8 protein-coding genes are annotated in these 6,623 nt (G+C 42.6%); 4 read left to right on the forward strand and 4 right to left on the reverse strand.

Features of this window, described 5'->3' with window-relative positions; genetic code table 11:
- The first annotated feature begins 394 nt into the window (after nucleotides 1–394).
- From IQ229_RS07940 to IQ229_RS07955, 4 genes are all read left to right on the forward strand, one after another.
- Nucleotides 395–1,222, forward strand: a complete 828-nt coding sequence (locus IQ229_RS07940; RefSeq protein ID WP_194042722.1) for a Tic22 family protein — start codon at nucleotides 395–397, stop codon at nucleotides 1,220–1,222.
- Nucleotides 1,223–1,247: 25 nt separating this feature from the next.
- Nucleotides 1,248–2,138 (forward strand): peptide chain release factor N(5)-glutamine methyltransferase, encoded by an 891-nt coding sequence (gene prmC / locus IQ229_RS07945; RefSeq protein ID WP_194042723.1) that lies wholly within the window; start codon nucleotides 1,248–1,250, stop codon nucleotides 2,136–2,138.
- A 63-nt stretch (nucleotides 2,139–2,201) separates the two neighbouring features.
- The gene (locus tag IQ229_RS07950) at nucleotides 2,202–2,810 is read left to right on the forward strand and encodes an L-threonylcarbamoyladenylate synthase (RefSeq protein WP_194042724.1); all 609 of its coding nucleotides are present in this window, start codon (nucleotides 2,202–2,204) and stop codon (nucleotides 2,808–2,810) included.
- 97 nt (nucleotides 2,811–2,907) lie between these two features.
- Complete coding sequence (locus tag IQ229_RS07955; protein ID WP_194042725.1) at nucleotides 2,908–3,822, forward strand: sensor histidine kinase; 915 nt, start codon at nucleotides 2,908–2,910, stop codon at nucleotides 3,820–3,822.
- A gap of 81 nt (nucleotides 3,823–3,903) precedes the next feature.
- Here IQ229_RS07955 and IQ229_RS07960 read toward each other — a convergent pair whose 3' ends face one another.
- The 4 genes from IQ229_RS07960 to secD all read right to left on the reverse strand — a co-directional run.
- A complete protein-coding gene (locus tag IQ229_RS07960) occupies nucleotides 3,904–4,398 on the reverse strand; it encodes a GNAT family N-acetyltransferase (RefSeq protein ID WP_194042726.1) in 495 nt (164 codons plus the stop codon).
- A gap of 95 nt (nucleotides 4,399–4,493) precedes the next feature.
- Complete coding sequence (locus IQ229_RS07965) at nucleotides 4,494–4,865, reverse strand: hypothetical protein (RefSeq protein WP_194042727.1); 372 nt, start codon at nucleotides 4,863–4,865, stop codon at nucleotides 4,494–4,496.
- A gap of 66 nt (nucleotides 4,866–4,931) precedes the next feature.
- Nucleotides 4,932–5,918, reverse strand: coding sequence for a protein translocase subunit SecF (gene secF, locus IQ229_RS07970; RefSeq protein WP_194042729.1), 987 nt, complete (start codon nucleotides 5,916–5,918; stop codon nucleotides 4,932–4,934).
- Nucleotides 5,918–6,623 (reverse strand): protein translocase subunit SecD (gene secD / locus IQ229_RS07975; protein ID WP_194042731.1); only part of this gene is annotated, 706 nt, incomplete at its 5' end. The genes secD and secF, both read right to left, overlap by 1 nt.

The following is a 6,623-nucleotide window of genomic DNA, read 5'->3' on the forward strand; positions in this document are numbered from 1 at the left end:
TCGCAGATGGAACAATTGATTAACTAATAGCGTCAACTAATATTAGAAAAAGCCGATAAAATGGCATTTATCATCTCCAAGGTTGGAGAGATGGAGAGGCTTTTTGCTGTTTGAGAAGACATATAATAAGCATCTACGGCATTTCGCGGTCAATAGCGAAGCAAAACCTAGAAAAACACGACGTTAGCACAGCCAATTTGTGAAAACGATACTACAGCAACTCTAAATAGTTAGGGAACATTGGATTTTGACCGTTGATGCCTAACACTCAATCTCAACGCGCACAATGAATTTTTCACAATTGAAATAGATTGCTATATAACTAAAGCTAGTTGGTGCTGTGCAAATCCAACCATTTGTTAATTTAATTGGACTATTGATGCGAGGAGCAGTCATGAAATCATTTATTCGCTTAGGCGCAACATTGGGTATAGCTGGCAGTGTATTTTTAACGGGGCTTTCAGGAATAGGCAATCTACCAGGAATGGGCAATCTAGAGGCGATCGCTCTGCCACAAGATCAGGTAGTGAAAAAGCTCCAAGAAGTGCCTGTGTTCACGCTCACCAATCCTAAAGGCGAATTCGTAGTTCTTTCGAGAAACAACGCAAACAACGCATCCAAGCCTGTATCACAAGTGGGATTTTTTATTAGCAAGCAAGATGCTCAAAAATTCCTTGACAATCGCCTCAAAAAAGAAAATCCCCAGTTGGCAAGCACTCTACAGGTTAGACCTTTGTCCTTGGCAGACTACTATAAAATAGTCCAAGAAAGCAAAAAGAAATCAGATTCTGTGATTTATACTTTAGTGCCGACGCAACAGCAAGTAGCCTCGGCAACAAGTATGCTCAATCAAAATGGTAAAAAGGGAGAGCAATTCAATGGTATTCCCTTATTTGTACCTAAATTTAAGAAAGATAATAGCTATCTGACTATTCCCCTTGCTAAAGGTAATGAACGATACATCCCTTTCTTTTTTGAGAAAGAACAAGCAGTGGCTCTGTTAGAAGAATTCAAAAAAGCCGTGCCAAAGGAAGGAGCCAATACTGAAATTCAGGTGGTAGATTTGTACGGTGTTATGGAAGCTCTCAATAGCAGCACCGATCCTAGTATCAATAAAATTGTTCTGTATCCATCACGGGAGTCGATCAATTTTATTCGCTCGCTTGCGCCAAATCAATCACCAGCGGCCAAGCCAGCTGCTGCCCCCGCTCCGAAAAAATAACGGACATACGCTCCAAGGTTGAGGTATGGGGGAGAAACATTTGATAGTCTCTGGTTTACAACTTTGGCAGTGGCGGAATGCAGCTCTCAAAGCAGCGATCGCCACTGATGTGCCACCAATGGAGGTAGATTGGTTGCTCCTCGAAGTTGCTGGATTAGACCGTTTGGCACTACGTTTGGAGTCTTTTAAAAACTGGCCGCAAATTCAACTGCAATTGCCGCTAGAAGAGTTAGAGCAGTTGTGGCAGAGGCGATTAAATGACCGCTTACCAGTGCAGTATATTGCGGGAGCTACAACTTGGCGTCAGTTTAAAATTGCGGTGTCGAGTGCGGTTTTGATTCCTAGACCAGAGACAGAGTGTTTAATCGATTTGGCTGAAGCATCTGCTAGCAATGCTTCAGGACACTGGGCAGATTTAGGTACTGGGAGTGGTGCGATCGCACTGGGATTAGCAGATGTCTTGCCAAAAGCAACAATTCATGCAGTTGATTACAGTTTAGAAGCTCTGGCGATCGCACGAACCAACGCTGATAATTTGGGTCTTGCTGACCGGATTCAATTTTATCAAGGTTTTTGGTGGGAGCCACTGACATTCTTAAAAGGTCAGTTCAGTGGTATGGTGTCCAACCCTCCTTACATTCCCACCAGTACCTTACCTACTTTGCAACCAGAAGTCATTAACCACGAACCACATCTGGCTTTGGATGGCGGGACTGATGGCTTAGATTACATTCGTCATTTGATCGAAATCTCCCCCAGTTATTTGCAATCGGGTGGCGTGTGGCTGATTGAGATGATGACAGGACAAGCGGATGCAGTGCGAGAACTTTTACAAAATCAAGGTAGCTATTGTAAAATTCAAATTCACGCTGATTTAGCTGGAATTGAACGTTTTGCCTTGGCCTACAAAAGTTAGGAGTGATGAGTTATGAGTTATAAAATTCCTTACTCCTAACTTCTAACTCCTAACTTTGTAAACATGACCCAAGTTTCTCTAACGAATCTAATAGCTGGCGCACGTGCTGGTCTTTTGGTGAGCTTTCCTACGGATACTGTTCCGGCACTTGCAGTAAAACCAAAAGAAGCAGCATTAATTTTTGCAGCGAAGCAACGCAGTCAAGACAAACCTTTAATTTTGATGGCGGCTAGTGCTGAAGATTTGTGGCCGTATGTCAAAGGTAGTGAGAATGAATATAAAGTTTGGCGAGAATTAGCAGATAAATATTGGCCAGGAGGGCTGACATTAGTTTTGCCAGCGAGTGAACGCTTACCAAAAGTTATGAATCCCATCGATCCGACAACAATTGGGATTCGAGTACCAAACAGTGCGATCGCTCAAACTATTTTGGCGCAAACAGGCCCTCTTGCAACCACTAGCGCCAATTTTTCTGGTCAGCCGCCTTTGCAAACAATGACAGAAATTGAGACTCAGTTTTCCCAGGTTCTGACTTTAGCAACGATAGAATACCAGGGTGAAATGCAGGGGATAGGTATACCTTCCACCGTTGCTAAATGGACAGGGATAAATTGGCAGATTTTGCGACAAGGTGCGATCGAGTTAGAGATTTCGAGTGATAACCAAGTATAGGTAGCTATAATGTTGTTTTCGTGGTTTTAACAACAGAGAAATCTGAAACTTTAGTTTGCGCTGTTGTACTTAATTAGCAAATTAATAATTGCCAGATATGAATTGGAGCAACTGGATATATCTAGGAGCAGGAATAGCACTAGGTATGGTTTTCCGTCAGTTATTTGGGCGATCGTCAAATGTTTCATCTAGCTCATCCCCAGTAGCGCCATTAGTTCAACAGGATATGTCACTAATATCACAACAGCTACAGCAAACGCAGCTGGCATACCAAATGGCAAGGGAAATGAGCCAGTTTAAAGCTGGTTTTTTGGCACGGACTACCCATGAATTGCGATCGCCTTTTAATGGTTTGATTGGCTTACATCAATTAATTTTGTCAGATTTGTGTGAAAATCCAGCTGAAGAGCGAGAATTTATTGCCCAAGCTCACGAGCGAACGTTGAAGTTGCTAAAGCTAATGGATGAAATTCTCAACGTTGCTAGAACTGAACACGGCACCAATAAATTAGATATTCAGCCCAGATCCTTAGCCCAAATTTTAGAGGAGGTTCATGACTTAACTTATATGCTGGCGGCAAATCGCAATTTTCCCTTAAAATTATTACCCACCGACTCAGAAATTTATGTTTTGACAGATTACCTCTGGCTCCGCCAAGTATTGATAAGTTTAATAGACACTGCCATTACTCAAATGGAGGAAGGCAGCATTTGTATTTCCACTAGCACTCTACCTACAAATAATTTTGTAAACATTTGGCTAGATTTACCAACCCATGCTGTACCATCGAGCGAACCAATTGATTTGCTTAAATTTGAAGATCGGTTGACCCAGATTGAACAAAAGAAGGCTGCTCTTTCCTCAGGAATGAGACTATTAATCAATCAAACTTTGGTGGAAGTTATGGGAGGAAAGTTAGAAATCTTGCCCTCGACTACTGTGAAGGAACCACTTCAACAGCTTACCAGACTACAAATCTCTATCCCCCTAGTGAGTAGTGCTGAGTGCTGAGTGCTGAGTGCTGAGTAGTAGAGACGAAATCTTGCTTCTTGACTATCCTACTACTACAACTTACTACAACAGTTCTTATACTCAGCACTCAGCACTCATTGCTCGGAACTGCTGCGGTGATTCTTGCAGCTGAACTTCTGTAGCAGAAACGAAAGCATGGTTAGCTTGATTGTGTAACACCATCGTAGTGGTGCTGTTGGTTTGAAAACCAATCTTTTCGTAGAAACCCTGCTGGTGAGTAGTCATCAGGTAAACTCGCTCAACCCACTTCATACGGGGATGTCTCAAAACAGTTTCTACTAAATTGCTTCCCAACCCACTATGTTGATACTCTGGATGAATTACAACATCCCAAATTGTGGCGCGATAGATGCCATCAGATGTTGCTCTTGCAAAGCCAATGAGTCGATCGCTATTCCAGACGGAAATCACTGGCTCACTATTGGCAATGGCTATACCTAAGTCTTCAATACTGCGTCCCTTTGCCCAGAAAGCGGAAACGTTTAACAGTTCTTGGAGTTGGTAAAGGTCAATTTCAGACTTGCGATCGCTAAATTGAATCTGATGATCGTTCATGTATGGCACCACTTTTGCAGTATATTTGCTATTTCTAAGTCATATTTTGCTAGAAATTGCTGAATACGTATATCTATATGCAACGATTTGAAGATTTAATGACAAATCCACTTCCATAGAGGATGAGTCGGTCCCTGTTGACGTATTCGAAAAACTTGTTTTTCTAAACGTTCTTTTTCTTCCTGTGGTAGTCCGAGTAAGATATTCCGACTTTGCCAAACTAAAACAGCAGCTGTCATCCCGATACAAAAGGCTAAACCAAAGGTAGACAGTGGATTGTAGAAAAGCCCATATCGCACCGCCACCCAGGTAAAATATTGCTGCCACAGATAAATTTCTGCACGTAGACCCCATAAGGAAGCAGGCGCAATGGTGAGCCATAAACAGCCCACAAACAGCCACCTACCATATATTGTCAACTTATGTAATCTTTCTACTTGTTGAGTAAAGGATGGGTCAGTTGTCATTTGTCATTTGTCCTTTGTCATTTGTCATTTGCTAAAGACTCATGCCCAATGCCCAATACTCAATGACTAATTACCAGCAGATGTATCAATCGATTCATCAGTGACTACCACACTTGTTTGACCGTTGCGCTCTCGCCACAAAGTTAGAAGAGTACTGGCAATGAAAATACTTGAATAAGCCCCAGCTATAAAGCCAATAATTAAAGCTAAGGCAAAGTTTTTCAGTGTCTCGCCACCAAACAGCAAGATAGCGAACAATGATAGCATCGTGGTAAAAGTCGTGTTGATAGACCTTGCTAGGGTTTGGTTTACAGCATCATCCACAATGTCAGCGATCGCTCGATCGGGATTAATTTTCAGGGTTTCCCGAATGCGATCGTAAATCACCACCGTATCGTTGACTGAAAAACCTGTAATTGTCAGTAAAGCAACGATGAACAGGCTATCTACTTCAGTACCCAGTACTAAACCCAAAATTGAAAAAATCCCTGCCGTGATTAAGACATCATGTAATAGCGCAACGATCGCAAACACTGCGTAATCAAATTGAAACCGGAAGCTCAAGTAGATTATGATGCCTGCAAAGGAAACTATTAAAGCTATTACCCCAGACCTAAACAGTTCTGCTCCCAGAGTAGGGCCAACGGTGTCAAATTGATTTTTTTGCTGGTCAAAAGTACCGACTTTTTCACTTAAGGCATTTTGTAAATTAGTACGCTGTTCGCGATCCAAGTTTTTTGTGCGAATTGATATACCATTTTGTCCACCTGTGTCTCTGTCGGTGACAATTTGGATGCTGCTGTCGCCCAGTCCCTGTTCTTTGGCTACTTCTCGGACGACATTGATATCAATTGGTTGCTCGCAATTAGCTGGTTTGGTACAATCTCGTTCAAACTGTAATCGTGTACCACCGACAAAATCTAAACTGGGACGTAGGGGTGCTTTGATGGTCGGGTTTTGCCACGAAATCACCATTGAAATGATACCAGCGAGGATGAAGGCACTAGAAATAGCCCACCAAAGCGATCGCGATTTGTTAATACTCAGTTTCATTAAGCCACCTCTGCCTTATTTGATGTTGGCAGGTTCGGAGAGAAAAGTTCTGGTTTTTTGAGTGCGGGAATTGTAATTGCTAAAAACATTAAAGTGCGACTACAGGTAACTGCCGTAAACATACTCACCATTACACCTAAAGCTAAAGTTAGGGCGAAGCCTTTTACCAAACCAGCTCCGAGCCAGAATAGTGCAGCACAGGCAATGACTGTAGTCACGTTGCCATCTAAAATACTGGAAAAGGCGCGGTAAAAACCAGATTCTACAGAACGATAAAGGGATTTGCCTGCTTGCAATTCTTCCCGCGTCCGCTCAAAAATTAGCACATTCGCATCTACCGCCATCCCAATACTGAGGATGAAACCAGCAATTCCAGGTAGGGTGAGGGTGACACCCAATAAAGCAAAGCTAGCCCAGGTCAACAGAGCGTAGATTAATAATGCTACATCGGCAATCAATCCTGGTAGTCTATAGTACACCACCATAAATATTAATACTAAAGTCAGACCACCGATACCAGCGTAGATACTGCTAGTGATGCTGTCTTTACCCAAGGTTGCTCCAACAGTACGGATTTCTGCAATTTCTACTGGTACGGGTAATGCACCACCGCGTAACTGCACGCCTAAGTCATTAGCTTGTTGGGCGGTAAACCGTCCTGTAATTACGGCAGAACCACCAGTAATGCCAGTGGCAGCAAATTCT

Source organism: Nostoc cf. edaphicum LEGE 07299, assembly GCF_015207245.1.
Classification (GTDB): Bacteria; Cyanobacteriota; Cyanobacteriia; order Cyanobacteriales; family Nostocaceae; genus Nostoc; species Nostoc edaphicum_B.